At 64.0% G+C, this 24,572-nt stretch carries 23 protein-coding genes and 1 tRNA gene; 12 read left to right on the forward strand and 12 right to left on the reverse strand.

Going from position 1 to position 24,572, the window contains the following annotated elements; genetic code table 11:
* Positions 1–16: 16 nt before the first annotated feature.
* The 6 genes from xrtS to NFJ07_RS21210 form a co-directional block, all read right to left on the reverse strand.
* Positions 17–601, reverse strand: coding sequence for an exosortase S (gene xrtS, locus NFJ07_RS21185; RefSeq protein ID WP_269997580.1), 585 nt, complete (start codon positions 599–601; stop codon positions 17–19).
* Positions 601–1,962, reverse strand: a complete 1,362-nt coding sequence (locus NFJ07_RS21190; RefSeq protein ID WP_269997582.1) for a glycosyltransferase family 2 protein — start codon at positions 1,960–1,962, stop codon at positions 601–603. Before NFJ07_RS21190 ends, xrtS begins: the two co-directional genes overlap by 1 nt.
* Before the next feature lie 98 nt (positions 1,963–2,060).
* The gene (locus tag NFJ07_RS21195; protein ID WP_269997584.1) at positions 2,061–2,246 is read right to left on the reverse strand and encodes a hypothetical protein; all 186 of its coding nucleotides are present in this window, start codon (positions 2,244–2,246) and stop codon (positions 2,061–2,063) included.
* Positions 2,247–2,292: 46 nt separating this feature from the next.
* Complete coding sequence (locus NFJ07_RS21200) at positions 2,293–3,579, reverse strand: PVV-CTERM domain-containing choice-of-anchor G protein (RefSeq protein WP_269997586.1); 1,287 nt, start codon at positions 3,577–3,579, stop codon at positions 2,293–2,295.
* Between the two features lie 130 nt (positions 3,580–3,709).
* Positions 3,710–4,876 carry a non-hydrolyzing UDP-N-acetylglucosamine 2-epimerase gene (gene wecB, locus NFJ07_RS21205; protein ID WP_269997588.1) on the reverse strand — a complete coding sequence of 389 codons (1,167 nt, stop codon included), beginning with the start codon at positions 4,874–4,876 and terminating at the stop codon, positions 3,710–3,712.
* A gap of 169 nt (positions 4,877–5,045) precedes the next feature.
* Positions 5,046–5,888, reverse strand: a complete 843-nt coding sequence (locus NFJ07_RS21210) for an inositol monophosphatase family protein (protein ID WP_269997590.1) — start codon at positions 5,886–5,888, stop codon at positions 5,046–5,048.
* 33 nt (positions 5,889–5,921) lie between these two features.
* On the opposite strand from NFJ07_RS21210, the gene NFJ07_RS21215 reads away from it, so the two are divergent.
* A complete protein-coding gene (locus NFJ07_RS21215; RefSeq protein WP_269997591.1) occupies positions 5,922–6,551 on the forward strand; it encodes a hypothetical protein in 630 nt (209 codons plus the stop codon).
* Positions 6,552–6,572: 21 nt separating this feature from the next.
* Here NFJ07_RS21215 and NFJ07_RS21220 read toward each other — a convergent pair whose 3' ends face one another.
* Positions 6,573–7,613, reverse strand: a complete 1,041-nt coding sequence (locus NFJ07_RS21220; protein WP_269997592.1) for a hypothetical protein — start codon at positions 7,611–7,613, stop codon at positions 6,573–6,575.
* Positions 7,614–7,785: 172 nt separating this feature from the next.
* On the opposite strand from NFJ07_RS21220, the gene NFJ07_RS21225 reads away from it, so the two are divergent.
* A complete protein-coding gene (locus NFJ07_RS21225) occupies positions 7,786–8,112 on the forward strand; it encodes a hypothetical protein (RefSeq protein WP_269997593.1) in 327 nt (108 codons plus the stop codon).
* A 77-nt stretch (positions 8,113–8,189) separates the two neighbouring features.
* Here NFJ07_RS21225 and NFJ07_RS21230 read toward each other — a convergent pair whose 3' ends face one another.
* The 3 genes from NFJ07_RS21230 to NFJ07_RS21240 form a co-directional block, all read right to left on the reverse strand.
* The gene (locus tag NFJ07_RS21230) at positions 8,190–9,707 is read right to left on the reverse strand and encodes a putative bifunctional diguanylate cyclase/phosphodiesterase (RefSeq protein ID WP_442865382.1); all 1,518 of its coding nucleotides are present in this window, start codon (positions 9,705–9,707) and stop codon (positions 8,190–8,192) included.
* Complete coding sequence (locus NFJ07_RS21235; protein WP_269997596.1) at positions 9,700–10,137, reverse strand: DUF7793 family protein; 438 nt, start codon at positions 10,135–10,137, stop codon at positions 9,700–9,702. Before NFJ07_RS21235 ends, NFJ07_RS21230 begins: the two co-directional genes overlap by 8 nt.
* Positions 10,138–10,413: 276 nt before the next feature.
* Positions 10,414–11,178, reverse strand: coding sequence for a hypothetical protein (locus NFJ07_RS21240; RefSeq protein ID WP_269997598.1), 765 nt, complete (start codon positions 11,176–11,178; stop codon positions 10,414–10,416).
* Between the two features lie 177 nt (positions 11,179–11,355).
* On the opposite strand from NFJ07_RS21240, the gene NFJ07_RS21245 reads away from it, so the two are divergent.
* The 5 genes from NFJ07_RS21245 to NFJ07_RS21265 all read left to right on the forward strand — a co-directional run bounded on the left by NFJ07_RS21245 (position 11,356) and on the right by NFJ07_RS21265 (position 16,703).
* Positions 11,356–11,428, forward strand: a tRNA-Arg gene (locus tag NFJ07_RS21245).
* A 1-nt stretch (position 11,429) separates the two neighbouring features.
* A complete protein-coding gene (locus NFJ07_RS21250; protein WP_269997600.1) occupies positions 11,430–11,885 on the forward strand; it encodes a DUF6314 family protein in 456 nt (151 codons plus the stop codon).
* On the forward strand, positions 11,882–12,298 hold the full coding sequence (locus NFJ07_RS21255; protein ID WP_269997602.1) for an NUDIX hydrolase: 417 nt from the start codon (positions 11,882–11,884) through the stop codon (positions 12,296–12,298). The genes NFJ07_RS21250 and NFJ07_RS21255 overlap by 4 nt, the downstream gene beginning before the upstream one ends.
* A gap of 119 nt (positions 12,299–12,417) precedes the next feature.
* Positions 12,418–15,774 (forward strand): PAS domain-containing hybrid sensor histidine kinase/response regulator, encoded by a 3,357-nt coding sequence (locus NFJ07_RS21260; protein ID WP_269997604.1) that lies wholly within the window; start codon positions 12,418–12,420, stop codon positions 15,772–15,774.
* Positions 15,771–16,703, forward strand: coding sequence for a GGDEF domain-containing response regulator (locus NFJ07_RS21265; protein WP_269997606.1), 933 nt, complete (start codon positions 15,771–15,773; stop codon positions 16,701–16,703). Before NFJ07_RS21260 ends, NFJ07_RS21265 begins: the two co-directional genes overlap by 4 nt.
* A 17-nt stretch (positions 16,704–16,720) precedes the next feature.
* Here NFJ07_RS21265 and NFJ07_RS21270 read toward each other — a convergent pair whose 3' ends face one another.
* Positions 16,721–18,634, reverse strand: a complete 1,914-nt coding sequence (locus NFJ07_RS21270) for an ABC transporter ATP-binding protein (RefSeq protein ID WP_269997607.1) — start codon at positions 18,632–18,634, stop codon at positions 16,721–16,723.
* On the reverse strand, positions 18,631–20,301 hold the full coding sequence (locus tag NFJ07_RS21275; protein WP_269997608.1) for an ABC-F family ATP-binding cassette domain-containing protein: 1,671 nt from the start codon (positions 20,299–20,301) through the stop codon (positions 18,631–18,633). The genes NFJ07_RS21270 and NFJ07_RS21275 overlap by 4 nt, the downstream gene beginning before the upstream one ends.
* 245 nt (positions 20,302–20,546) lie before the next feature.
* On the opposite strand from NFJ07_RS21275, the gene NFJ07_RS21280 reads away from it, so the two are divergent.
* The 5 genes from NFJ07_RS21280 (at position 20,547) to NFJ07_RS21300 (ending at position 24,536) form a co-directional block, all read left to right on the forward strand.
* Positions 20,547–21,272, forward strand: a complete 726-nt coding sequence (locus NFJ07_RS21280) for a hypothetical protein (RefSeq protein WP_269997609.1) — start codon at positions 20,547–20,549, stop codon at positions 21,270–21,272.
* The gene (locus tag NFJ07_RS21285) at positions 21,269–21,976 is read left to right on the forward strand and encodes a hypothetical protein (RefSeq protein WP_269997610.1); all 708 of its coding nucleotides are present in this window, start codon (positions 21,269–21,271) and stop codon (positions 21,974–21,976) included. The genes NFJ07_RS21280 and NFJ07_RS21285 overlap by 4 nt, the downstream gene beginning before the upstream one ends.
* 246 nt (positions 21,977–22,222) lie before the next feature.
* Complete coding sequence (locus NFJ07_RS21290; protein ID WP_269997612.1) at positions 22,223–23,041, forward strand: amino acid ABC transporter substrate-binding protein; 819 nt, start codon at positions 22,223–22,225, stop codon at positions 23,039–23,041.
* A 15-nt stretch (positions 23,042–23,056) separates the two neighbouring features.
* The gene (locus NFJ07_RS21295) at positions 23,057–23,722 is read left to right on the forward strand and encodes an amino acid ABC transporter permease (RefSeq protein ID WP_269997613.1); all 666 of its coding nucleotides are present in this window, start codon (positions 23,057–23,059) and stop codon (positions 23,720–23,722) included.
* Positions 23,709–24,536, forward strand: coding sequence for an amino acid ABC transporter ATP-binding protein (locus tag NFJ07_RS21300; protein WP_269997614.1), 828 nt, complete (start codon positions 23,709–23,711; stop codon positions 24,534–24,536). The genes NFJ07_RS21295 and NFJ07_RS21300 overlap by 14 nt, the downstream gene beginning before the upstream one ends.
* Positions 24,537–24,572: the final 36 nt, after the last annotated feature.

Genomic DNA, 24,572 nt, shown 5'->3' on the forward strand with positions numbered 1-24,572 from the left:
AGCCCATTTCGCCAAGCTACGCGGCACGCCGCCCCCGGCTGGCCTTGCCTGCGCGGACCAGGACAATGATGGCCGCCACGAAACCGATGATCACTACAAACGAACCGAGGAAATGGTGCATGATGCTGAAACCCTGCTCGCCCCAGGCCTGCTGTGCGCTCGCAATCATGAAAAACCTCAAGCCATTGCTGACAACAACAATCAGCAATGCCAACGCGGCAGCGCGCGCCAATCGTGGCACCGCGATGCGGCCCATGAGGAACAAGACGCCGGACAAGGCCAGGATGGGGGCGATCAGTACCGCGCTGGAACACAAACCGGTCACCATCAGGCCGAAGGGTTGCCCGCCGCCGATGTTGTGGAAGATGATGTCGCGGACGCTATAGGACGAGCCTCCGAGCACCCGATCGAACACCCAGGCCATGGCCCAGGCTTCGAAACTACGGATGCTTTCCTGTTGCAGCATGGCGAGGACGGCCGCCGCCAAACACGCCAGGCCGGGGAGAATCCCGCCCTGGCTCGTGCGGATCCTTGCGGCGCGTGGACCTTGTGGCCGATGTGGACCTCGCGGACCTGCGGAGTAGTCGACACTCGTGGACACTAGGCTTCCTTCGCTAACAGCTGGGCGTCGTTCTCATTGTTGCGTCGGGTTTTCGCCCAGCCGTGGCGTCCCGTGACCAAGCGGTATGTTGCCCTCAACACGGATACGTAGTTCTGGTACATGTAGAGCCAGTAGCCAATTCCCCACAGGACGCCCGCCAACCGGCTCTTGTCCGGAGCTGCCTGCTTGCGGTAGACGGGACCCCACAAGGCGAACGGCGCGATGCCCGTGACAACGATGAGCGGGATGATGAACCAGGACGCAGCCAGCCAGGCTTGGAAGCCGCCCATCGTCAAGGAGCCCTGGGCCACCATGGTGATGAACAACGTGGGCCACAAGACCAGGCCCAGGATCTGGATGAACGGCTGGACCAGGAAATAGCTGGACTCGATGGCCCCGATGTTGCTGAAGTACGGAGACTCGAAAATTCGCCCCAGGTAGCTGCTGCACTGCATTCCGCCGTGGCACCAGCGGGTCCTCTGGGTCAGCAGTCGGCGAAGCCCAGGAAGTGCCTCCTGCGAAACATGGGCGTCATGCATGTATACGGTCTTGTAGCCGCTCAGCATCACGTGGATCGCCAGCTCGTAATCCTCCAGGAGGGCTCCATGCCACGGTTGCCCGGAGGTCCTGGCAATCGTGTCGAGGGCGGAAAGCCGGGTGAACTGCCCGTTGCCGCCCAAACCAACGGTCAAGGTGTGGCGGCGGAGCGACTGCATGGCGGCGATGGTGGTACGGAACTCCATGTCCTGCATGAGGATGAGGTACCGGGCGAAGCCTTGCTTCACGCGACCGAATCCGGTTGCCGTCTTCAGCGCCGGGTCATCCACATTGGACATCCAAACGGCGGTCTGCGCGGCTCCCACCTCGGGATCCCCGAATGCAAGTGGTCCGGCTGCCTGCCGGAACGCATTTTCGGACATGAGCCCATCGGCGTCGAGCACCATGACGATCACCGTTTCGCGGTCGGCGCCGGAAGGTAGCCAATCATCCAGGGCCCGGTACGTTGCGTTCAGTGCGTCGCCCTTGCCCGAACGGGCGTCCGGGAGAAAACGGCGCACAAGGTGAACCAAGGGGTCGGACTCCGATGCGTGCTGCACGATTTGGGCCGTGGCGTCTTCACTTGCATCGTCCACAACCCAAACGTGAGCCTCGGGAAACTGTCCCCGCAGCTTCGCCAGCGTATTCCCAATGACTGTTTCCTCGTCGCGGCAAGGAATAAACACGTGCCAGGTGAAGCCTCCCGGCGTTCCCTCCGGATCGGTCGTCCTGCGCAGGAACGGAACCAGGATCACGCTGATGTATGCCAGGAACACCACCAACAGCACGAATGCCAGGGCTTGCGCGGACTCGAGTACTGACATGTCTCCCCGATAGTGCTTTGAGGCTGTTTACGGCCCGATTCAAGAAAAGTTGAAGCGGGGCGGCCCCCTGAGGTAGGGCCGCCCCGCGGATGATGCAGTTAGGAATCCGTGCGGCCGGCAGCACGCTTCGCGGTCTTGAGCCTGCTGTTTCGCAGGACCACGAACCCGGCAATCAACAAGGCAATACCCAGAAGGATGACCCAGCCGAGGGCCGGTGCTCCGGTGAAGGCGAGCGTTCCGCCGCCCGCCACCGCTCCGCCTGTCGTCAAACTATTTCCGTACATGCTGCAAGTTCCTTCCGTTGTTCTTGTCTGTTGCGAGCAGGCGCAATCAGACGGCCACAACCGCGGTCCGACGGCGTGCGCGGAAGAACAACCAGCAAACAAGCGCTAGCAATGCCGCCGCGCCGCTGATGGTTAAGGTGTCCTTGTTGACCACCGGGATTGCTGCTGCAAGCAGGTTCGGGCCCACGGAGGCGTTGGCCAGGTTGACGGTGGCGATGCTGCCGCCGGCTATGCCCACCTGGAGCGCACGCTGGGTGAAGATGCCTCCGCTGGTTTGCTGTACGTTGACCTTGGCCGAGACCAGTGCGGTCAAGGCGTTGGACAACGGGGTCACGATGGTCGATGACACTCCCGAGACGACGCCGTTCAGGGCGGTGGTCAGGACGGCCAGTGCGGGGCCGGCAGTGATCTGGGCAATCGGTCCGAGAGCGTTGACTGCAGCGGTCGCGCTAGCCAGCGTGGAGTTGACCAGGCTGGTGATCTTGGCGGCAACGGCCTGCGGCAGGAACGAAACGAGGTCCGTGCCAGGGGGAAGGGCGTTCAGGCTCGGCACACCGGCAACGGCCAGGAGGTCTGCCTCGGTGATGGAGATAGTGCCACTTGCAAGAGGATTCGCCACGGTGACGCCCAAGGGACCCAGCACGGCGTTGGCGGTGTTGATGGCGGTGCCAACCGTGCCGGCGACTCCGCCGATGACCGTTCCGCCAAGATCAGCCGATACGCCGGCAACGGAATAGGCGCCAACGGGAGCTGCCCCTTGGTCCTGCTTGGCGGCAGCGGCAAGCGTGGTGATCTTCAGATCGAGGTTCACGAGGTCGGCGCCACCAAGGATGTTGGCAGTGCCCACTTTGATTTCAGCCGCCGGGATGCTGGGGCTTCCCGACGTCGGCAGGCCGCCAGGCAGGGTGACGAGGCCCGGTGCGCCGGAAACCGTACCGGAGAACGCCGCCGAGGATCCGTCATTGACGGCCTTGCCGTACTGGCTGACCGCGCCCACTTGGATGATGCCGTTGTTGCCCAGCAACGGAATGTTTCCCGCACCGACATTCACGACGCCGAAGGCGGCGGAAAGATCCAGCGGAGTGCTGTTTTCAATGACCGCCGGGCCGGATGGCGGTGTGCCGATCTGCTGGGCCGTTGCCGCGCCATTTGATGCCACACCGGCAAAGTTCGGCATCGCAAGGACGCTGCCGTCGATGATCTGCCCGCTGCCCGAGGAAATAACGTCGGTCGGTCCGGCAGTAGCTGCTGGTGCCGCTACCAGGCCGAAACCCAGCGCTACGACGGCGCTGACGCCCACCGCGGCGGACCATGTCCTGTGTCTGGTATTCAAGTATTGCCCCCTCGTGAGAGTTGCAATCACGCCAGGAGCGCTGCAACTGAAACCTTGGAGGACACACGTCCCCCCGTGGAGAAAGTAAACAAGGCCCGTGGCGAGCGCTTCCTGAAGGTACCCGAATGGGTTAAGCGACGAAGTCAGGGCGTCGCTGACCCATCCCCAACATGGAGTCGATGGCCGCCACAGCGCGGTCGGCTGCCCCGCCGTCGCCGTACGGGTTCACTGCCGTGGCCATCGCCGAATACAGCGCGTCGTCCACCATCAAGGCGTTGACGGCGTCCACGATGGTTTGCTCATCCGTCCCGATGAGCCGTGCGGTGCCTGCCGCCACGGCCTCGGGACGTTCGGTGTTGTCGCGCATCACCAGGACAGGTTTCCCAAGGGCCGGCGCCTCTTCCTGGACCCCGCCCGAGTCCGTAAGGACCACGTGGCACAGACTCAGGAGCTTGGTGAAATGCATGTAGCCGAGGGGTTCCGTGATGGTGATGTTCGGGACGCCTGCGACTTCTGGCAGGACGGCCTCCCGCACAGCTGGATTCCGGTGCAAGGGAAGGACGATTTCCACTTGGGGGCACTGGGCCGCGATCCGCGCGAGCGCCCTGCCCACGCCCACCATGGCCTGGCCCAGGTTTTCGCGTCGGTGGAGAGTCACCAACAGGATTTTGCGGCCTGAATCCGTGATGGTCCGGAGTGCGGGTTCCGCAAACTCAACGTCCTGTTCGACGGTCCCCAGCAGTTTGACAGTCCCCAGCAGCGCGTCGATGACCGTATTTCCGGTCACCGCGATGTTCTCCGCCGGAATGCCCTCGGACAGCAGATTGTCCCTGCCTGTGGAGGTAGGCGCGAGATGCAGCGTGGTGATTTGCCCGAGCAAGCGGCGGTTCGCTTCCTCTGGAAAAGGTGAATTCAGGTTGCCGCTGCGCAGTCCAGCCTCAAGGTGGACCACCGGAATTCCCTGGTAGAACGCCGCCAGTCCCGCGGCCATGGCGGTGGTGGTGTCTCCCTGGACCACCACCGCGTCCGGCCTGACGTTGTGGAGGACTTCGGTGACCCCCTGCAAGGTCTTTTCCGTGATCCCGGCAAGGGTCTGGCGGGGCTGGATGATGTTCAGGTCATGCTCCGGTTGGACACCGAAGAGCGCATTGACCTGGTCCAGCATTTCCCGGTGCTGCCCGGTCACTGCTACTGGCGCCTCGTAACGGCCTGTTGCACGCAAGGCATGGACTAGCGGCGCCATTTTGATGGCCTCCGGACGGGTGCCGTAAACGAGCAGGACGGTGCGGTTATCCAAATTTTCCCCCTGGGCTTGAGCTGCCGTCCGGAGATTAGCAGCCGCCCAGCGCCCTACGCGGGGTACTCCCCAATAGGGTCAATCCCCCCGAGGGACATGCCCCCTCCTTGCTTGAACCACTGGACATAACAGCACTATGTCCACTCCTCAAGCCAAGGAGTGCGCATGCTCAGGCGAATTGCGGCACCGAGGTGAGCGCCGCGCGCAACTCGCGGACCGCCGTCGGGCCTCCCGCAAGGAACCAGTCCAGGCCATTGACGCGCACGACGTCGGTGTCCCCACCGGCCGCGCGGACGATCGCCTTGCCGGGGAGCCAGTCCCACTCGGGGCAGCTGTGTTGGAACCAGCAGCCGAGTTCGCCGTCGGCCACCCGGCCGAGATCGCAGGAGCCGGAACCGAACATGCGCAGCGAAGCCGCGGATACCGCTGCAGCGTGCCAGGGCATGGCTGCGCGGGGATCGGCAAGCCAGGTGGGGTGGATGTAGGTCGCGGCACCGAGCTCACTGAGGGCAGCCCCAGAAGGTCCCGGGATCCGTTCGCCGTTGAGCGTCGCGGGGTGGCCTTCGCCGCCGGTCCAGAGCTTGTCCAGCTCCGGTTGATAGATGGCGCCGAGAATGACGTCGGCATCCGAGGCGACCCCAGGTGATACCGGCCGATCGTGCTTCAAGGCGATCGCCGAGCACCAATACGTGGAGCCGTGCAGGAAATTGTAGGTACCGTCAACCGGATCGATCACCCACATGCGGCCGCTGCTTCCTGCCACCGAGCTTCCTTCTTCACCCAGGATGCCGTCGTTCGGGCGGCAACGGCGCAGTTGCTCAAGGACGTAGGCCTCAGCCGCATGGTCCGCGGCGGTCACTACGTCCGAAACCGAAGTCTTCCGTTCTCCCTGCAACCCGCCCATCCGCATCAGCAGGGCAAGCTGCCCGGCTTCCCGGACCAGGGCCGCAGCGAGTTCGTAGTCGTCGAGCGAAGGATCAAGTTCTGTGGCGGAGTGCCTGCCAGTGGTCATGGGTCCAGCTTATGTGGCGGGATAATGAATGACATGGCCAAGACCCCAGCCCAACGCATCAAGAAGCACGGCGCCAATGCCGCCGTCCCCCAGCACCACTTGCCGTCGGTGATCAATCCAACCACCCAGCGGTCTCCCGAGAAGGCGCAGAACAACGGCCGCCTCATAGTGATTGCCGGGGTCGTGGCCAGTCTTTTCCTGTTCTGGTATGTGCATCTCCTGACCCTGAACCAGATGACCCAGTTGTCCGGCGGCATGGCCATGCCCGATTCCCTCATTGGCGGGTTCTCCACCGACTACGTCCATCAATTGCATGGCGCCATGACGGACGACGCACGCGGACAGCTCAGCTACATCCACAAGACCGCCGGAACCCTGTTTCCGCTGATCTTCGGCTTCACCTGGCTTCTGCTCATTGGCACCAATGTGGCCCGAAAGGCACTGCGCTGGGCTCTGTGGGCTGCTCCCCTGCTGTTCGCGGTGGTCCGCTTGTGGAGCAACGTGGCGGTTGACGCCGCGCTCGGATCTGCAACGCCCGACGCCGGCCAGGTGGCTTTGGCTTCGACGCTCACCGTTGTGGGCTGGGTGCTGTTCCTGCTGAGCCTTTTGGCTGGCGGCGCGGCGGTGTTCCTGGGGCGCCGGCGTTCCAAGAAGAGCGCCTAACAGCGCCAACGCCCGCGGGCGCTATTCCTGTTCCGAATCGGTCCGCGGCGCGAGCATCTCCCGGGCTTGGAGCGCACGCTGGTGGGCGCCGGCTTTGTCGAAGCGATCGGCCGCTTCGACAAGACTTTCCTTCGCCGCCTGCTTGCTTCCGGTATCGGCTTGGGCACGCGCCATCAAAAGAAATATCTCGCCCGCGATCTGCGAAGGCAGCTGGTCGGCCCTGCCCCTGATTTCGTCCAGCAGCTCAAGGGCCGCCTTGGCGTCTCCCGCTAGGTAGTTCCAATGCGCGCGGTTGAGCCGAAGCAGGAGAACTTCCTCTTCGCTGCCCCCGACAACATCCGTGGCAAGTTCGGCACGTTCGATGCATCGCAGGGTGGCGGCATCTGCCACTTCCGCAGCCAGCCTCATCGCCGCCGACGCCTTGTTGAACTTGGCCCAGACATCCAGGTTCCGGGAAGGGGAGAAGGTTTCCGCGGCGAGCTCATGGTACTGGAGGCCCTCATCGACTTTGTCGCAGAGGAACGCCACATTGCCGATGACCCAGTACGCCTTGCCGGCCAGCTGGTCATCCATTTCATCGGAGATTCTTTCCGAGAGGGAAAGGCATTCCTCCCATGCCTCTTCAAGTTTTCCGGATTCGCCAAACGCCGCGATCAGTGCCTGCCGTGCGTGGACGTCGATTTCCATGTCTGCGTCATCATCGACCAGGCCGACTGCCGACGCCGCAGCCGCCGTGGCCATCTCCAAGAGTCCTTCACTTCGCAGGGAGTTCGCCATCAAAATGAGAGCCCGGGCCCGGTGTTGGGGTGAGCCCGCAGCCAACGATGCCTCGGAAAGGGATCTCGCCAGGGCAGTGCACTCAGCGAAGTCACCGGCGTCGAGAAGGTTCTCGGCTTGAAGGAAAGTCATGTTCCACCACCCCGTGGAATCACCCTCGTCGCGGGCAATATCGGCGGCCGAACGCGCGCCATCGGCAGCCTTGGTGAACTCATGGCTGGCCCTGTGCCCCCTCGCCTCAAGCTCCACGGCGGCGTATGACGGCGCAACCTTCTTCTCTCGCATAGCTCCATTATGTCTCTGAGACCCTACGTCAAAGGTGCGGCCGGGTAATTAGCACGATTTTGGGAGATGTGGACAAAGCATTGATGACACGGCGTGTCGTTACTCTTATAATGAGCGTGCTTCACTTCGTTCACTCCAGTCGCATCAGTCACATAACATCAGGAGCTTCCGCATGAAAAGAACTATCGCCGCTCTCCTCGCGGCAGCAGCAATCTTGCTCGCAGGGATTACCGGCTCGGCAGCCGTGTCCGCCAGCAGCCAGAGCCCCTCGCAGGATTCGTCCATAGCCATTGGCTGGTGGCCGAACGTCGCCCAGGATGCGGCTCAGGCCATCGGCTGGTGGCCCAACGCAACCACACAGGATTCGGCTCAGGCTATCGGCTGGTGGCCGAACTTCGCACAGGATTCGGCTCAGGCTATCGGCTGGTGGCCCAACGCGACCACACAGGGTTCGCCTGAAGCTATTGGCTGGTGGCCCAACTCCACCCCCTCCAACTAGCGACACCTGAAAGGCACCGGACCCAAGGTCCGGTGCCTTTCTGCTGCCTGCCGTTCAGTTACCGGGAGGAGGCACGCTCAGGTGCCGCGCAGCAGTTCCGCGAATTTATCCGCTGCCATGGGTCGGCCAAAGTAATACCCCTGGCCACTGGCGCAGCCCAAGCGGGCAAGCTCAGCCGCCTGCTCTTCCGTTTCGATACCCTCGGCCACGGCCTGCATTCCACACGCATGTATGAGCTGGAGAACCGCCGCCACAAAGTCCCGTTCCTTGTCGTCCGTGCCCAGGCCTTGGATCAGGGAGCGGTCAATCTTGACCACGTTGACGGGAAGGCTGCGGAGGTAACTGATGGACGAATAGCCGGTGCCGAAATCGTCGATTTCCAAGCGGATACCCAGGCGCCGGAGGCCGGTCAGGGAGTATTTGTCAATGTCGCTGCCATTCACCGCCATTGACTCCGTGAGCTCGATGACCAGCTTGGATGCCTCCACTCCGGTTTCGGCGAGCACTTCCCGCACATGCTCAATCAATTCCAGGCTTTGCAGTTCGGTTGTCGAAATATTGACGCGCATGCTGAAGTCTTCGTCTACGCCCGGGCCGTCCTGCCACTCGCGCAATTGCTGCATCGCCCGCCGAAGAACCCAATAGCCGAGATCGATGATGATGCCGGTTTCCTCGGCGAGCGGGATGAATGCATCCGGCATCAACAATCCCCTGTCGGGGTGGTTCCACCGCACCAGCGCTTCAGCGCCTTCGATCCGGCCCGAGGCCAACTCGACGACAGGCTGGAAGTGGAGGGTCAGCTGATCTGTCCGGATGGCTTCACGCAGCTCCGAGATCATGAGTCCTTGGAGTCGGCGCGCGTACAACAAAGCCGGTTCGAAGACCCTGACGCTGCTCCGCTGCTCGGCCTTTGCCGCATACATGGCCGTATCGGCTTCCATCACGAGGTCGTCCACAGACTGCCCTGGCTCGGCGACCCGGAGCCCGATGCTGGTTCCACAGATGATCCGGACTTCGTCAATGTCGATGCTTTCACCTACGGCCCGGAGGATCCGCTTGGCAACGCCCCGCGCATGCGCCGCATTGGATTTGGGCAGCATGACGGCAAATTCGTCTCCGCCGAGCCTGGCCACCATGTCAGTGTCGCGGACCGCGGCGAGCAGGCGCTTGGCGGTGACCTTCAAAACGGTGTCCCCTGCGCCGTGCCCCAAGGTGTCGTTGATCCCCTTGAACGAATTCAAGTCCAAAACGAGCAGCGCAGGTGGGAGCTCGCCGCGCTCGGATTCGACGAGCTCGTGGCTCAGCGCCCTTTCGAGTGCCGTGCGGTTGGCCAACTGGGTCAGCGGATCAGTGAGCGCCATCCTTTCGAGTTCGATTTGGGCCTCGCGCAGCATGGCGGTTCGGCTTTCGACCCGTTCTTCGAGCTCTTGGTAGATGGCTTGGAGATCGTCCGCCATGAGGTTGATCCCGGTAATGACGGCGGCCACTTCGTCCCGCGGGCCGGAGACCGGGATCCTCGTGCTGAGGTCGCCGTCCGCAATCCGGACTACCCCTTCAACAAGGGCAAGGAGTCGCGGGTCCTGGGGCTCATGAATCACGGTGGTGCTCTCTCAACCAGTCACGGGCCTCTGCCTCTGAGGTGAAGAACTGCCCGGGAAGGGAGCCGGGCTTCGCGCGCAGGAGGAAGTGGGCGATCACCCGGTCCACAGGGCTCTCCCCCAAGAGGGCGCATGCCGAAACAACCACGGAATTCGAGTAGGCCAGGCGCGCGTCGTCGGTGACTGACAGTACCCCGGTCACCCTGAGCAAAAGGGGGAGCCTCCGTCCGTCGGCAAACGCACGAACGGCTGCCGCGGCCGCCCGGGCTTCCGGCGAGCGGACTACGGTGTTTGGCGGCAGGGTGACCTCAACGATGCCGTCCTCCGCCAAGTCAACGGTGATCTGATCGGCAGGGGCCGTGACTTCTCCAGGCAAGGCATCATCGGGAAGCCTGGAATCCCGGGCGGGCAGTGTCTGGGCGCTCATCGCTGCGTGGCCTGCCGCCGTCGGGCGATCGGACCGCGCAGATCCCTCAGGGCACAACCCGAGAGGTGGGATGTTGCCTTTATGGGGAATATGTCGCCTGCGTGTCCCGGACGACGCAGAACAAGCTGATGAGTCATAGGTCCTATGTTCTGCCGTGTCGGTCAATCCAGTCTGCGCCAAACTGCGTGGAACCCTCAGCCCGACGCCATTCCGGTGAGTGCACTCATGATAATGCAAAGACTACCCACCCGCTGACATGAGGCTACCCGCGAAAACTCAGCCTTTTGCAAGCCGCGCCGCCGTTCGCCGTACTTCCCGGACCCTTTGCGCCACCACGAGTCCAGCGGCGGAAAATCCGATCGTGACCGGATAACCCATCAGGCGCTCCAAGGTTCCGGGTTCGGGGACATCCATCCTTGTCAGGCCGCCTACCACGAGGGCGCCCAGTGTCAGGGTTCCGCACGCCACGATGAACCAGCTCATAGGGGTATGGGGCAGCCAAAGCAGCCCGAGGAGCAGAAGCGCGAATGCTCCACCGATGAAGAACATGAGAGCGCCCACAAGATGGAAGGGAGACCCAAGGTCTTCCGGCACGAAGCCAACAACCACAGTTCCCAGCCCGGAGATACCCGTCAGGATCCGGACCGCGACGGCGGTGGGCCACGCTTTGCGGTAGGCGGCGCCTTGCACGATCCGCACCCCGGGACGGGCCGCGATGCATAGGAGTGCGGAACTGAGCAGCAGCGCCCCGAACAGCATCCCGAGGCCCTGCACCACAAAAGAGGAATTCATGAGCAGATGCAGTGGCGAACAAACGTCACGGTGCTCGTAGATCCCGCACTTGAGCGCGCCAAGATCGCTGATGAAACCGGTTCGGCGATCGTACGGCTCGGGACCGCGCCAGGCTTCGATCACCGCCGATTCGGCCACGAAATACTGCACCACGCTCAGCTGGGCCCAGCCGCCGATGTTCGAGCGGATGGTGCCCAGGTCCGGGAGGTAGTCGCCGGAGGCGGCCGGAACCGCCATCTGCTCTCTCATGCGGGCCAGCCTAGCGCCAGCCCACCCACGTGCCGCGCCGCCTGTGTCGCCACAGTGACTGTGTTGCTGCGCTTCCGGCGTTGCGGTGCTGTCGGTGTTCGAGGGCTGCCCCGGCAGCTTGTATGCTTGTATGCGTGCCCGGCCAGCGGCTCCCAGGAGCTTCCAGCACGCGCACAGGCCCTCGTAGCTCAGTGGATAGAGCACGGCTCTCCTAAAGCCGGTGTCGTTGGTTCGATTCCAATCGAGGGCACTTGAAAGACCAGCTGCGCGAATCGTCTCCGACGCAAGACCTGCGGGCCTACCTGCTGGGCAGCTGGACCGTGGAACGGTCCCTGTGGGACCGGGCGAGCGGCACTCGCGGTACGTTCACCGGCGTCGTGCGCTATTCAGGAACTCCCGACGGCGGGCTCCTCCTTCGCGAGGACGGCACCATGACTTGGCCTACCCACACCGGCCCGGCCTTCCGCGAATACCTCCTGCGGCCCTCGGACTCCCCTGCCGCCATGGATGTCTACTTCCCGGATGGAAAACCGTTCCACCGCATGAGCTTCCGCGACCACGCCAACGAGGACAGCCACTGGTGCGATCCCGATGATTACAAAGTCAATTACCTCTGGGGTGGGCCGGATGCTTTCAGCTTCGCCTGGGACGTCCACGGGCCGGCCAAGGATTTGCTGCTGGAGTCCCGGCTAAGGAGAGAGCAATGACCCACGACAGTGCAGCCAAGGACCTGATAGTCGTCAGCGCGGTCTGCGTGTACGACGACGACGGACGGCTGCTGACGGTGCGCAAGCGTGGCACGGACAAGTTCATGCACCCGGGAGGCAAGCCCGAACCGGGCGAATCCGCGGCGCAGGCGGCATCCCGCGAGCTGGTCGAGGAAGTCGGAATCGACATCGACCCGGCCGATCTGGTGCCCTTGGGGAGCTGGCTCGCCGTCGCCGCCAACGAGGCCGCCACGGACATCGAGGCAACCGTCTTCACCGCACCGGGCACGTGGGAAGCCCATCCTTCGGCCGAGATCGCAGAGATCCGCTGGTTGGATCTCTCTGCTGAACTTCCGGACGATTTGGCACCGCTCCTGACGGACCATGTCCTGCCCTTGCTCGCGAAAGAATAAAGCCTCCCGGCACCGGGACAATTTGCCGCGGAGAACCAGTAGAGCTTTGGGCCTCCTGGTGGCAAAGTTTGGTTTAACCTAATACAGGTCAGCATTGTCAGATCCAGCTGGGGGATCGCATGCAATTTCTTGATGAGCGCCGCGACGCTTCGGCCATCGGCGTGGGCGGACGCAGCCTGCGAAAGCCCGCCTTGGCCTGGACTGTCGTTGCCACCGGTGCGGCGGTCGTCGTTCTGGCGATGGTCCTGGGAGCAAACCAAGGGACGTCCGCGGCGCAGTCCGCCGGGGATCTCACCATCCTTGCGGCCGCGCTGCTCGCCACAGTCAGTTGTGCCCGGGCAGCACGGCGCAAAGACGAAAGCTCCCGCGCGTGGTGGGTCATGGCCCTGGCCACGCTGGTCTGGACCATCGGCCAAACAATCTGGACCTTCTTTGGGCTGACGCTTGACCATGACTATCCCTACCCCTCCATAGCCGATGCCTTTTTTGTCGGCTACGCGATCCCGGCCGCGATCGCCCTCTACTTGTTCCCGCGTCCCCGGGTTTCCCGGGTTGCTTTCGTGCGCGCGCTTTTGGATGCGGCAGTGATCGCCTCCGCTGTGCTGTTCATGAGCTGGGCCACGGTCCTCGGTTCCATGTACAGGGCGGGAGGGCAGGAAACCCTCGCCCATCTCACCGGGCTCGCCTATCCTGTTGCGGATATCGTGATGGTTTCCATTGTCCTCATGCTCACCATGCGGAGGGCACCGGGAGAGCGCCTCAGGTGGGTCTGCCTGGGTGGCGGGCTCCTCGTCCTGGCACTGACTGACAGTACCTACGTGAAACTGACCTCCGACGGCGTCACCGGGCTCACCGGAACACCCCTGGCGGCCGGCTGGATCGCCGCGTTCCTGCTGATCGCCCTCGCCCCGCTGGTCCGCTACGCCCCGCGTCCCCGGACGGACCGGCGCCTCTACACCCTGGCACTGGAACTACTCCCCTACGTCCCCGTCTTCGGTGCTGTCATGGTGGCGCCCATACGCGTCGGGCGTCCCAGCGACCCCTTCCTCCAGACCGTGGGACTTACCGTGTTGGCCCTGGCCGTCACGCGCCAGATCCTCATGATCCTGGAGAACATCAACCTGACGCGGGATCTCGAATCCAAGGTTGCCCAGCGCACGGCGGAGCTCGAAGGCCTCGGCGCGATCGTCAACTCCTCGGCGGACGCAATTGTGGGCAAGACCCTGGACGGTGTCATCACCAGCTGGAATCCCGGGGCCGAACGGATCTACGGGTACAGCACCGCGGAGGCAATTGGGAGGCATGTTTCCTTCATCATTCCGGACGATCTTCGGGACGAGGAAGAAGAGCTTCTCGCGGCAATCAGGGCCGGCGGCGAAACACACAGCTACGAATCAGCACGCGTCCGCAGCGACGGTTCCATCATTCCCGTCTCCCTGACAATGTCTCCGATCCGCGGCACCGGCGGCATCCACGGGATAGCCACGATATCCCGGGACATCACCGAACGCCGGCTCGCCCAGGCCGAGTTGGTGACCGCGCGCGAAGCCGCCGAGGAATCCAGCCGCTTGAAGTCGGAGTTCCTCGCAACGATGAGCCATGAGATCCGCACACCGATGAACGGCGTGATCGGACTGACCGGCTTGTTGCTGGACACCCCCTTGGAGGAAACCCAGCGCCAGTATGCCGAGGGCGTCAAGGGGGCTGGCGAAGCCCTGCTGACCCTGATCAATGACATTCTGGACTTCTCGAAACTGGAAGCCGGCAAGGTCGATCTGGACCCCGCACCCTTCAATCCACGGACCCTGGTGGAGGAACTCGCAGTCCTTCTTGCCGAAGCCGCCCAGGCCAAAGGCCTGGAGCTGATTGCGTACTGCCGGCCGGAGGTTCCGGCGATGCTGGTGGGCGACGCCGGCCGCATCAGGCAGATCCTGCTCAATCTGGCCTCAAATGCAGTTAAATTCACTCCTGCCGGGGAAGTCGTCATCAGTGTGAAGGTCGTGGAGCGAGAATCCGCGAACGTGCGGGTACGCTTCGAAGTCCGTGACACCGGGATCGGGATCGAGGCGGCAGACCATCTCAGGCTCTTCGAGTCGTTCTCGCAAGCCGATGCCTCAACCACCCGGCGGTACGGCGGAACCGGCCTTGGACTGGCGATCTCGCGCAGGCTTACCGAGGTGATGGGCGGCGAGATCGGGGTGGACAGTTCCTTGGGCAAAGGCAGCACTTTCTGGGCCACCCTTCCCTTGGCAGTGAGCGGTCCCGCCGCGGTTCCGCCGTCGATCTCGCCCGACCAACTCACGGGACTCCGGGTCCTGGTGGTGGACGACAACTCGACCAACCGGCTGGTGCTCCAGGCGCAATTGGCGGGCTGGCGGATGAATCCGGAGGCCGTCGGCGACGCCCAACGGGGGTTGGACCGTTGCCGCGAAGAAGCAGCCGCCGGACGTCCCTTCGACATTGCGGTGCTGGACATGTGCATGCCCGACATGAACGGCTTGGAGCTGGCGCACAAGCTGAGCACGGACGTCGCGCTGGAATCCACGCGGATCATCATGCTGACGTCCACCATGAATGTGGACAAAGCGGAGCTCGTGGCCGCCGGGGTCCAGGAGTGGCTGACGAAGCCCGTGCGCAGCTCCGAATTCTACGACCGGCTCATGCGTCTTGTTGCGGCCCGCCCGCTCACGGCTCCCGTCGTTTCTCCCGCAATCCCCGTGACCATCAGCCAGCCTTCTCGCGGCCTGATTTTGGTCGTCGAGGACAACGAGGTCAACCAGCTCGTGGCGCGGAGCATGGTTGCCAAGCTCGGGTACGAGGCCGACGTCGTAGCTGATGGCAGCGAAGCAGTTGCCGCCACTGCGGCAACAGAGTATGCCGCGGTCCTGATGGACTGCCATATGCCCGTCATGGACGGATTCGAGGCCACCAAGGCCATCCGGGCACGGCACAATGGCCGCAGGAGGCTCCCCGTCATCGCCATGACCGCAGGCGCCTTGGATGAGGACCGTGAGCGCTGCCTCGCGGCCGGCATGGACGACTATCTGGCCAAACCGGTGGACGTGGACAAATTGGACCAGGTGCTCTCGCGATGGATACCTGAAACATCGAAGGAAAGTGCCGAACCGGCCCTCGACCCCGCGAGGCTGGAGACGTTGCGTGACCTCGGCCCGGCAGACGGACTGGGGTTGCTGCCTGCCGCTGCCCGGGCCTTCAGGCAAGACATCCAACCGAGCCTGGAAGCACTCCGCCAGGCTTTGGACAACGGAAGCGGAGACGCTTTCAGGCAGGTGGCCCATAAATTGAAAGGCGCGGCAGCCAACATCGGAGCCGCCCGCGCGGCCCGCATGTGCGAGGAATTGGAACGTAGCTCATCAAGCGGCAGGCCCGTCGATCGCGCGCTAATTGCAGGCCTTGAAGCCGAACTTGCCCTCGTTGACAAAGCCTTGGACCACGCCCTGTCGGTGGCATCGTGAAGGTCTTGGTGGCGGACGACGACTTCGGTTCGCGTTTGGTAGCGAAAGCGGCAGTGGAGCAGTCTGGCCACGAGTGCATCGTGGCCGCGGACGGCAGCTCCGCCTGGGAGCTGTACAGGCAACACCGGCCGCAAGTTGTCGTGACCGACCTGATGATGCCCGGACTCAACGGACTGGAGCTCTGCCGCTCCATCCGTAGCGCGGAAGAGGATTCCTACACGTATCTTGTGCTTGTCACCTCGAAGGATTCACGTGAGGACGTGGTCGCGGGCATGCAGGCCGGGGCTGATGACTACGTGGCCAAGCCCCTTGACCCGTTCGCCTTGCATACACGGCTTCTGGTGGCGCAAAGGGTGACGTCGCTGCATACGGATCTTGCCCGCTACCGTGCCGCGCTCGCTGAGCAAGCGCGCACTGATCCCCTGACGAAGCTCCATAACCGGCTAAAGCTCTCCGAAGACCTGGAACAGCTCCACCATAAGAGCGCCCGCTACGGAACGGACTACAGCCTCGCCATCTGCGACGTCGACAATTTCAAGAGATACAACGATCTTTATGGCCACCAGGCCGGTGACCTCGCCTTGCAGTCGGTTGCGGCCTCCCTTGCCGGCCAAGGGCGGCAAAGCGACGGAATCTACCGGTTCGGCGGGGAGGAATTCCTCTTCCTGCTGCCGGGCCAGACGGTATCCGGCGCAGAAACAAGGCTCGCACGCGCGCTGGAAGCCGTGCGGGACTTGGGCATCGCGCATTCGGGGAACCCCTCGGGCACCCTGACCTTGAGCGCCGGTCTCTCAGCCTTTGTGCCCGACCACCGGGTCAGCAGCGAACGGCTCCTCAAAGAGGCCGACATGGCGTTGTATGCCGCCAAGTCCGCTGGCCGGAACCGCGTGGAAGTTGCGCCGGAAGTCCGTCAACACACCCGGAGCTGATCGGCGCGGCACCGCGCCTACAGCTCCGGAACAGCTTCCTGGGCCACAGCCGTCGCCTCCGCGAACTGCGTGTTGTACAGCTCCGCGTAGCGACCATCCACGGCCAGGAGCTCTGCGTGCGTGCCGCGCTCAATGATCGATCCGTCCTCCACCACCAGGATGACGTCGGCGGCCCGGATGGTGGAGAGACGGTGGGCGATCACGACGGCGGTGCGTCCCTCGAGTGCCTCGCCCAGGGCCGCCTGGACGGCGGCTTCGCTCGTGGAATCCAGGGCTGCGGTGGCTTCGTCCAGGATGACGACCCTCGGTTGGGCGATGAGGAGGCGTGCGATAGTGAGCCGCTGGCGTTCCCCGCCGGAGAGGCGGTAACCGCGCTCCCCCACCACGGTCTCCAGGCCATCCGGCAAGGAGCGGACCATGGCTTCGAGCCGGGCGCGGCGGAGCACGTCCCACATATCCTCGTCGCTCGCTCCAGGCCGCGCAAGCCGCAAGTTGGAGGCGATGCTTTCATGGAAGAGGTGGCCGTCCTGTGTGACCATGCCCAGGGTCGCCCGCAGCGAATCAAACGTCGCGTCCCGGACATCCAGGCCGGTACCTTGACCGTGCCCGCCCAAGCGCACGGCGCCGGAGTCGACGTCGTACAGGCGGGACAGCAGCTGGGCCACCGTGGACTTGCCCGCACCGGAGGACCCCACGAGCGCCACGGTTTGCCCGGGCTCCACGCGGAAGCTGATTCCATGCAGGACCTCCTCGCCGCCGCGGGTATCAAGCGTCGCCACGTCCTCCAGCGACGCAAGGGACACCTTGTCCGCGGAGGGATAGGCGAAGCGGACGTCGTCGAACTCCACCGCAACGGGTCCCGAAGGCACCACGACGGCGTCGGGCTTTTCCTGGATGAGCGGTTTCAGGTCCAGGATCTCAAAGACCCGCTCGAAGCTGACCAACGCGCTCATGACCTCTACATGGGCACTGGACAGCGCGGTGAGCGGCGCATAGAGGCGGGTGAGCAGCAGCGCCAGCACGACGACGTCGCCCGCTGCCAGCTGCCCACCGAGCGCAAGCCAACCGCCCAGTCCGTAAACGAGCGCGAGGGCCAGGGCGGAAACGAGGGTCAGTGCGGTGATGAACGTGAACTGCAACATGGCGGTGCGGACACCGATGTCCCGCACACGGCCGGCACGCAGGGCGAACTCGGCGGATTCTTCGTCCGGGCGGCCGAACAGTTTGACGAGCGTGGCGCCGGGTGCGGAGAACCGCTCCGTCATTTGGGTTCCCATGGCCGCGTTGTGGGACGCGGCTTCACGCCGGAGGTCGGCCAGCTTGGAGCCCATGCGGCGTGCGGGGATGAGGAAGATCGGCAGCAGCACCATCGCCAGGACGGTGACCAACCAGGACGTGTTGAGCATGACCACGAGGGTCAGGGCCAAGGACACGACGTTACTGACCACTCCGGAGAGGGTGCCCGCGAAAGCCGACTGGGCTCCGATGACGTCGTTGTTGAGCCGGCTGACGAGGGCTCCGGTCCGGGTCCGGGTGAAGAAGGCGATGGGCATGCGCTGCACATGGTCGAACACCCGCGTCCGCAGATCAACGATCACGCCTTCGCCGATCACGGAAGACAGCCAACGGATCAGCAGTCCCACTCCGGCGTCAGCGACGGCCACGGCGGCGATGAGCGCGGCCAGCCCTATCACGACGTCCACGCCTGAACGGGCGATGATCGCGTTCACCACCCTGCCGGCCAGCACCGGGGTGGCCACGGCAAGGAAGGCACCGGCAATGGAGGCCAGCACGAAGGCGATCAGCTTGTTGCGGTGCGGTTTGGCGAACGCGAGCACGCGTTTGATGGTTTCCCGTGAGAACGGCTGGGAGCCGCTCTTGGCGCGGGTGATGTTGTAGAGCGAGCGCCAGGCGACGCCATCCATGCTCATGGCTTGTGATTCCCCATTCCGGAAGTATGGTGCAGTTCGGTCACGGTGCCGTTGTCAAGGTGCCAGCGGGAATCGAGCCGGACGTTTTCGAGCAAGCGGCGGTCGTGCGTGACCAGCAGGAGCGCGCCTTCGTAGCCGTCGAGGGCTTCCTCGAGCTGCTCGATGGCCGGCAAGTCGAGGTGGTTGGTGGGTTCGTCCAGGACCAACAGGTTGACGCCACGGGCCTGTAACAGCGCGAGCGCCGCACGGGTGCGTTCGCCCGGGGACAAGGAATCCACGGTCCGGGAGGTGTGGTCCGCCTTGAGGCCGAACTTGGCCAGCAGGGTGCGGACATCCGCCGAGTTCCAGTCGATCAGGACGGCTTCGACGGCGTCTGCAAGGGTGAGGTGCCCCGCGAGCAGTCCCCGGGCTTGGTCGATCTCGCCGATCGCCACGGATGCACCCATGGAGGCGTCTCCGGCGTCGGGCTCTTGAAGCCCCAACAGCAGCCGCAGGAGGGTGGACTTTCCGGCGCCGTTGGGTCCCGTGATGCCAATGCGTTCGCCGGCGTTGAGCTGGAGATTGACAGGCCCCAGCGTGAAGTCGCCTTGGTGTGCCACGACGTCGCGCAACGTTGCGACGACGGAGCTGGAGCGCGGAGCCTGGCCGATGCTGAACTGCAGCTGCCATTCCTTGCGCGGCTCTTCCACCTCGTCAAGCCGGGCGATGCGCGACTCCATCTGCCGGACTTTCTGGGCCTGCTTTTCCGAGGACTCAACGCTCGCCGCCCTGCGGATTTTGTCGTTGTCCGGGCTCTTCTTCATGGCGTTGCGGACGCCCTGCGAGCTCCATTCGCGCTGCGTCCGGGCCCGGGACACGAGATCCGCCTTGGTGTTGGCGAATTCCTCGTAGCGTTCGCGGGCGTGCCGCTTTGCCACCGCCCGCTCTTCGAGGAAGGAATCGTAACCGCCGTCGTAGACCGCCACGCTGTTTTGGGCCAGGTCCAGTTCCAGCACCTTGGTGATGCAGCGTGCCAGGAACTCCCGGTCGTGCGAGACCAGCACCGCACCGCCGCGGAGGCCCTGGACGAACGATTCAAGGCGGGCGAGTCCGTCGAGGTCCAGGTCATTGGTGGGTTCGTCGAGGAGCACGACGTCGAAGCGGCTCAGCAGGAGCGCCGCCAAGGCAACGCGGGCGGCCTGCCCGCCGGACAGGCCCGTCATGAGGGCATCGGGACCCGATTCCAGGCCAAGTTCCGCCAACACCGCGGGGATCCGGTCCTCGAGGTCCGCGGCACCCGATGCCATCCAGCGGTCAAACGCCAAGGAGTACGCGTCGTCGGCATCCGGGGTCCCGGCCGCGAGACCCTCCGCACCGGCCTCCATCTCGGCCGTGGCCTGGGCGCAACCAGTGCGGCGGGCAATGTAGGCGGCAACGGTTTCGCCAGGAGTGCGTTCGTGTTCCTGGGGCAGCCAACCCACAAAGGCGTCGCTGGGAGCGAGGCTGACCGTGCCCTCTTGGGGGCGGTCAGCTCCCGCGAGGATGCGCAGCAGGGTGGATTTCCCGGCGCCGTTGGCGCCGACGACACCCACGACATCTCCGGGCGCGACAGTGAGGGAGAGCTTCGAGAACAAGGTGCGGTGACCGTGGCCGCCGGAGAGCTCTTTGGCGACAAGCGTTGCAGTCATTGGTCTATCCTCTCACTGCTCCGCTCCAGAGCGGAAAGGCCGGCCACACGAAAAAGGGCGGCCGTGCGAAAACCCAGCAACGCAAAAAGACCTGGGCATGGAAGAACCCGCTGGTCCGTACTTGGGGGGTGTGCGGACCAGCGGGTTCGAGAATCAAGCATAATTCAATGTGCCCGCATCGTAAAATCGAGCTCGCAGACCCATCAGGAACTGTCTTCCAGTCACCGTCCATCAGAAAGTGGTTCATGTCCCTCCCTTCCAAGGCGTTCCAACGCTGGCTGCACGGGATCGCTCCGAACACCAGCACGGCCGATGTCTGCCGCTTTTCGGGAGTGAAACGCACCACGCTGGCCCAGCAATTGGTCCGCGGCAAGGTGGCCGAGAGTTCGCTCGTGAGCATTAGCCGGGCCTTCGACATGAATCCCTTCGATGCATTGGCACAGTTCGAGGCCTATGCGGCGCTTCGCGGGACCCCGGTTCTGCCCACTGACGCGGAACTTGTCAGCCAGGTCTCCACGATGGATCTGCTGCGTGCAGTCGTGGAGCGCTCAGGCCCCCGGGACGGCATCCCGCCGCTGGTCCTCGAAGAGACGCCGCACCCGAGTTCAGTCAGGAACTGGGTGGACGCGATCGACGACGGCGAGCTGCGCCACCGGGTGAGTGCCGCCACCGGGATCGCACCGCAGAACTTCTCCGCACACCTGACAGCCAACCGGCTGCCCCCGGAACTGGCCCTGGCAACGTCCCGGGCCGCCGGCGTCGGACCGGCCGGAGGCCTCGTGGCCAGCGGCCTCGTCACGGAGGCCGAAGCCGGCTGGCCCCCCGGGGCACGTCGGGACGCCCTGGACAGGATGACCGAAGGCGAACTTGCCCTACTCTCCGGAGAGCGGCTGCAGGCCCTGGGCAAGGCCCTGCGCCGCCATGAGCACGAGCTCGACCACACCAACAGAATCTGGGAGAACCTGGGATGACCACCGTGTTGGCGTGGGCCACGCTCTTCATCTGCCTCACTTTGACGGCCATTCGCATTCCCAGCGCCGTACGGGGCGAGAACCGGATGATGTTCGTCCTGTTCGCGCTGATTTCCCTCGACATCCTGCTCAGCATCGAGGGTCCCTATTTGCTCATTGACGCGTGGCTAGGCAACTTCAACCTCTGCAACTTGCTGCTCCGGTTCATGCTCTACGGAACGTTCCTGCTGATGGGCATCAAGGTGGCCAGGGCTTTTGGCTCACCCGGCGGGGAACGTGCCATCGGGGGGCCGATCGGCTTGGCCGTTTTGGGAGCTACCGCGGTCCTCACGGCCTTCTTTTTCTTCTCGATGGACACCTCGGGCTCCACCGTGGGCCTGAATGACCTGGACCCGGGGCCAGCCCTTGATATTTATGCGGCCTTGGGCAGGTTCTACCCGGGCTACGTTGCCGTATGCCTCATCCCGGGCATGTGGCGGTCAGTTCGAAACCCGGGTCCCGTTCTGCTCCGGGCGGCCTCTGCGACACTGCTCCTGGGCCTCGGTTTGCTGATCGTTTCGCAGGTCTTTCCGCTCATCCCGCTATCCAATACCTGGCTGCGGCCGCTCATCAACTACTCGGCCGCTTTGGCGGCTGCGCTTGGATTGGGAGGCATTTGGCTGTCCAAAACCGTTGCACGCCGGACCAGCCGCGCGGTAACGTAAAAACATACCGCGTAACCTCTTTCATAAATCCATTATATCGTGCCATAATTATGAATGTGTGAAGGCGACGCAGCCTGACCTTTGAATCAATGAACGGGTTTCCAAGGTTCGTGGCGCGTGCGGAAGCACTTTTGGGGGGATGAGTGGTGGCGGGCTGTTGGGGACCGCCCCCACTCAGCCTTTTTAAGCGTCCTTCCGTGTACGCCCCCGGCGCCCTGGTACGGTCCCGTGACTAAGATGGCTTTCATGAAGAGCCTGCCCACTCGCCGCACCGCACTGTCCGCAACCCTTGCCGCCGTCGCGCTGGCATTGTCCGCTTGCGGCGGCGGTTCCTCACCGTCGTCGACGTCGGGTGGAGACACCTCACTGTCCGCCATCAAGTCCAAAGGCGAGATCGTTATCGCCACCGAAGGCACGTACCGGCCGTTCAGCTTCCATGAGAACGGGGCCGGTCCCCTCACGGGCTTCGACGTCGAAATCGCGCAGGCCGTGGCCGGCAAGCTCGGAGTAAAGGCAACCTTCCAGGAAACCCAGTTCGATGGCATCTTCGCGGGCCTTGATTCCAAGCGCTTCGACACTATCGCCAACCAGATCTCCATCAACCCGGAGCGCACGGCCAAGTATGACTTCTCGGCGCCATACACGGTCTCCAACGGCGTTGTGGTGACCAAGTCGGACAACAACTCCATCAACAGCTTCGCCGATCTCAAAGGCAAGACCACCGCCCAGTCACTGACCAGCAACTTCTACAAGATGGCAGTTGACGCTGGCGCCAACGTCCAGTCCGTCGAAGGCTGGGCGCAAGCCGCCACCCTGGTCCGCCAAGGCCGCGTCGACGCTACCGTCAACGACAAGCTGACCTACCTCGACTACGCCAAGACCACCCCGGACTCCGGCTTGAAGATCGCTGCGGAGACCACCGACAAGACGCAAAGCGCCCTGGTCTTCCGCAAAGGATCCACCGAACTCAAGGCCGCGGTGGACAAAGCACTGGCGGACCTTCGAGCCGACGGCACCCTGGCCAAGATCTCCGAGAAGTACTTCGGCGCAGACGTTACCAAGTAGCCGGCGGCCAAGCAGATGACCTTCAACTGGGACCTCGTCTGGAGTTCCTTCGGGCCCATCATCGGCGGAGCCGTCACGGGCACCATCCCCCTGACCTTGGCCTCGTTCGCCCTGGGCCTTGCATTGGCGCTGCTCGTTGCCCTCTTGCGCCTGAGCCCCAACAGGGCGCTTTCCGGCGTCGCACGCTTCTACGTCTCCGTGATCCGGGGGACTCCCCTGCTGGTGCAGTTGTTCGTGATCTTCTATGGCCTCCCGAGCCTCGGCGTGAAGCTGGACCCGTGGCCCAGCGCCATCATCGCGTTTTCGCTCAATGTGGGCGGGTACGCGGCCGAGGTCATCCGCGCCGCAATCCTGTCCGTGCCCAAGGGCCAATGGGAGGCCGGGCACACCATCGGAATGTCGCGGCCGCAAACGCTCGTGCGGATCATCCTCCCGCAAGCGGCCAGGGTCTCGGTGCCTCCACTGTCCAACACCTTCATTTCCCTCGTGAAGGACACCTCGCTGGCCTCACTCATCCTGGTCACCGAGCTTTTCCGCAACGCCCAGCAGATCGCCGCGTTCAGCCAGGAATTCATGATCCTGTACCTCGAATCGGCCCTGGTCTACTGGGTCATTTGCCTCGTCCTCTCCACGGGCCAGTCCGCCCTGGAGCGCAGATTGGACCGTTATGTCGCCCACTGAGCCCAGCAACGCCTCCCAAGGAAACTCCGGGCTGGTCTTGTCCGCCCGGGACCTCGCCAAAGCCTTCGGCAGCAACGTGGTGCTGCGCGGCATCGACATCGATGTCCGCCGCGGACAGGTGGTCGCCTTGATCGGGCCTTCGGGTTCGGGAAAGACGACGGTTCTGCGCTCGCTTAACGGCCTCGAAGTGCCCGACGCCGGCACGGTCACCTTCGGGGACGCCGATGCCGGCACCGTCCGGGGGTCCGGCGCGGGACTGACCCTCGATTTCGCCGGCACCGTGGGCAAGCGGGAGGTCGCAGCCCTCCGGGACCGCAGCGCCATGGTGTTCCAGCATTACAACTTGTTCCCGCACATGACGGTGCTCAAGAACATCATCGAGGGACCTCTTCAGGTCCAGAAGCGCCCCCGTGCCGAAGTAGTGGCAGAGGCAGAGCGGCTCCTGGCCCGGGTAGGCCTCGCGGACAAACGCGACGCGTACCCCTTCGAGCTGTCAGGCGGCCAGCAACAACGGGTGGGAATCGTGCGTGCCTTGGCCCTCAAACCCCAACTGCTGCTCTTCGACGAGCCCACCTCGGCCCTGGATCCGGAACTCGTGGGTGAAGTGCTCGGTGTCATCAAGGAACTTGCCGACGAAGGGTGGACCATGGTGATCGTGACGCACGAGCTCGCCTTCGCCCGCCAGGTTGCCGATGAAGTCATCTTCATGGACGGCGGAGTGGTGGTGGAACGCGGGCCTGCCTCGGAGGTCTTGCGGGAACCGCGGCAGGAACGCACCAAGCAATTCGTCAAGCGCCTTCAGCACGACGTCTGACCCCCCAACTGACTCGCATTTGTTGTCGTTTTGAGC

Source organism: Arthrobacter sp. B2a2-09, from assembly GCF_027587375.1.
In the GTDB taxonomy this organism is placed as follows: domain Bacteria; phylum Actinomycetota; class Actinomycetes; order Actinomycetales; family Micrococcaceae; genus Arthrobacter.

Bases quoted from the DNA above. Each gene is read 5' to 3' on its own strand.
- NFJ07_RS21190 (WP_269997582.1), bottom strand. From the start codon at position 1,962: ATGTCAGTACTCGAGTCCGCGCAAGCCCTGGCATTCGTGCTGTTGGTG.
- NFJ07_RS21195 (WP_269997584.1), bottom strand. From the start codon at position 2,246: ATGTACGGAAATAGTTTGACGACAGGCGGAGCGGTGGCGGGCGGCGGA.
- NFJ07_RS21210 (WP_269997590.1), bottom strand. From the start codon at position 5,888: ATGACCACTGGCAGGCACTCCGCCACAGAACTTGATCCTTCGCTCGAC.
- NFJ07_RS21215 (WP_269997591.1), top strand. From the start codon at position 5,922: ATGGCCAAGACCCCAGCCCAACGCATCAAGAAGCACGGCGCCAATGCC.
- NFJ07_RS21220 (WP_269997592.1), bottom strand. From the start codon at position 7,613: ATGCGAGAGAAGAAGGTTGCGCCGTCATACGCCGCCGTGGAGCTTGAG.
- NFJ07_RS21225 (WP_269997593.1), top strand. From the start codon at position 7,786: ATGAAAAGAACTATCGCCGCTCTCCTCGCGGCAGCAGCAATCTTGCTC.
- NFJ07_RS21235 (WP_269997596.1), bottom strand. From the start codon at position 10,137: ATGAGCGCCCAGACACTGCCCGCCCGGGATTCCAGGCTTCCCGATGAT.
- NFJ07_RS21240 (WP_269997598.1), bottom strand. From the start codon at position 11,178: ATGAGAGAGCAGATGGCGGTTCCGGCCGCCTCCGGCGACTACCTCCCG.
- NFJ07_RS21255 (WP_269997602.1), top strand. From the start codon at position 11,882: ATGACCCACGACAGTGCAGCCAAGGACCTGATAGTCGTCAGCGCGGTC.
- NFJ07_RS21260 (WP_269997604.1), top strand. From the start codon at position 12,418: ATGCAATTTCTTGATGAGCGCCGCGACGCTTCGGCCATCGGCGTGGGC.
- NFJ07_RS21270 (WP_269997607.1), bottom strand. From the start codon at position 18,634: ATGAGCATGGATGGCGTCGCCTGGCGCTCGCTCTACAACATCACCCGC.
- NFJ07_RS21275 (WP_269997608.1), bottom strand. From the start codon at position 20,301: ATGACTGCAACGCTTGTCGCCAAAGAGCTCTCCGGCGGCCACGGTCAC.
- NFJ07_RS21280 (WP_269997609.1), top strand. From the start codon at position 20,547: ATGTCCCTCCCTTCCAAGGCGTTCCAACGCTGGCTGCACGGGATCGCT.
- NFJ07_RS21285 (WP_269997610.1), top strand. From the start codon at position 21,269: ATGACCACCGTGTTGGCGTGGGCCACGCTCTTCATCTGCCTCACTTTG.
- NFJ07_RS21290 (WP_269997612.1), top strand. From the start codon at position 22,223: ATGAAGAGCCTGCCCACTCGCCGCACCGCACTGTCCGCAACCCTTGCC.
- NFJ07_RS21295 (WP_269997613.1), top strand. From the start codon at position 23,057: ATGACCTTCAACTGGGACCTCGTCTGGAGTTCCTTCGGGCCCATCATC.
- NFJ07_RS21300 (WP_269997614.1), top strand. From the start codon at position 23,709: ATGTCGCCCACTGAGCCCAGCAACGCCTCCCAAGGAAACTCCGGGCTG.